Source organism: Sutterella massiliensis, assembly GCF_016899755.1.
Classification (GTDB): Bacteria; Pseudomonadota; Gammaproteobacteria; order Burkholderiales; family Burkholderiaceae_F; genus Sutterella; species Sutterella massiliensis.
On sequence record NZ_JACJJC010000043.1, the window covers coordinates 1 to 2,076 of the forward strand.

2 protein-coding genes are annotated in these 2,076 nt (G+C 54.8%); both read right to left on the reverse strand.

Annotated elements, in window-relative coordinates; genetic code table 11:
* Positions 1-159: 159 nt before the first annotated feature.
* A complete protein-coding gene (locus tag H6A60_RS11010; protein WP_205104569.1) occupies positions 160-1,134 on the reverse strand; it encodes a LysR substrate-binding domain-containing protein in 975 nt (324 codons plus the stop codon).
* Between the two features lie 131 nt (positions 1,135-1,265).
* Positions 1,266-2,076, reverse strand: an 811-nt coding sequence (locus tag H6A60_RS11015) for a porin (RefSeq protein WP_205104571.1), incomplete at its 5' end; no start/stop codon positions are given.

The window sequence follows — 2,076 nt, forward strand, 5'->3', positions numbered from 1 at the left end:
CTTAGAAGTTCAACCGGTTGAACTTTCTGCTCGCTGCATGCTCTCCCAGCCAAACTCCAGTTTCTCGAAATCTCCTTTTCAAGGCAAAAAAAGGCGACGTTCCCCACGCCGCCGTCTGTCCAATCTTAAGAGTGGCTCATCTTTTATCGGGGTGCCCCCCTACATCGATTCTACTTTGACCTTCCATTCAGGTACACGGTGCTCTTCGAAATACTTGCAAATTGTTGTTCTCAGCCATTGGAGCTCATAATCACCTGATCCCGTAATGTGCCAAAGAAGATGCGGCGTCCAGGGCCTAACCTGCGTGGACTCGATTTCAAGGATCTCCAGCGGCAGGAATCTCGCAAGATATTCAGCCGTTTCACGCGGTAGGAAACCGTAACTGTCGCTTTCCATGACAAAGAAAGGAATGGAGAGGAAAAAACCGGTATCGATCCAGGTACCGGAATGCGGCATGTCACCCTTAACAATGATGTCCATGTCGTGATCGCCAACCCATTGCGGCAGGGATGCCGTCGTCGTTGGATAAGGCGCCAATTCTTCAGGCAGAATCTTTCTGCATCCTTTCCCGCCCTTCTCTCCTTTCAGCCGGCAGAGCGGATGACCCTTGCGAACAATACAGACATGTTCTGAGTCGAAGAGCTTGGCAAAGCGAATATCTGACGGAATCGTGTCATCCGGCGGATAACCAAAGCTCAAGTCAATCTGCCCGCTGCGAAGGAGCTCATAAGGATTCCCCTGCGTGGCACGAATCTGAATGACAAGGTTCGGTGCAAGTTCATGAATTCTTGGAAGCACGGGGAGCAGCAGCGCAACAGCGGCATTGTCGACCATTTGCACGATGAAACGCCGGGAAATCGCTTCGGGCCGATAGACCGTATCTTCGGTGAGATCCTCGAGCGCTTTGATAGCAGCGTGAATCTTGGGGATTAGCCCTCGAATCCGACGCGTCGGCACCATTACGTTGCCGGAACGCACAAAACACTCGTCGCCAAGAATCGTTCGAACGCGGTTCAGCATGCGCGATGCGGTTGGGATGCTGACCTCGAAATCAGCCGCCGTGACTGTGAGCGACGTTGTCTTGAAGAGATCGAGAATGAATTTGAGGTCAACGGTCGAGAGATCATTCTTCACCTTTACGCTCCCCGAACGAACAAAAAAAAGGTCCACCCCGCAATTGTGTCGGAATGGACCCAAACTGCCAAGATTGCAGAAGTATGAATGCTGGCTGCTCAAATCCGGCCTATGCCGGAGAATCGATCGGGTTAGAAGAAGTAGGTGAGACCACCCATAACCTGATATGAGTTGGGGTCCGAGGAATCCGAGAAGTTGTCGGAGTCAAAGAGGCCCGTGCCGTGCGTCCAGTTGGCGGAACCATAAATATGAACGCGCTTGCTGAGCGGGTATTCGTATGCAGCGCCGACGAGGTAGTGCTTCAGGCTGGTCTCCTGACCTTCCTTAACATCACCCTTGTACTCCCAGTCGTCGTAGGCCGTCGTCAGGTACAGATCGCCGCCCCAGAGCTTGATCTGAGCGTTGATGCCGACGTTGTAGCCGTCGAAGCCGCGTCCTTCGATGCCTGTCGGATTCGTTGCGGCAAGACCGCCGCCGATCAGCTTCTGCGCACTATGAACAGGCGTGCCGGGGGCAGAGTAAACGTTCTTGAAGTACTGGCCCATCAGGAAGAGGCGAACGGTCGGCACCGTGAGGAAATTGACGGCCGCGCTCGCGATTGTCGTGTCTTTGCCGTAGTCGGCATTGGCAAGCCCTTCAGTGTTCCAGATCTGTTCGACAACACCGATCGCCGTAAAGCTGTCGGTCTTGTAGCGCAATGCGAGACCGCCGCGGCGGGTGTTGTGCTTCCATTTGCCCTGTTCGGCAACGGCGCCGGCATTCGAGCCCGTGGAGAACGAGAACTGGCCGAATGCCTGCCAACCGTTGAAGTTGGGCGATGCATAAGAAATGGAGTTGTCGACACGGTCGGCCGCACCGGCCATCCAGTGCACGCCGCCCGAACGGCCCCAGCCGTTGCCAAATGGCGTGGCTTCAAGGCCATAAATACCCCAGCGGCCAAAC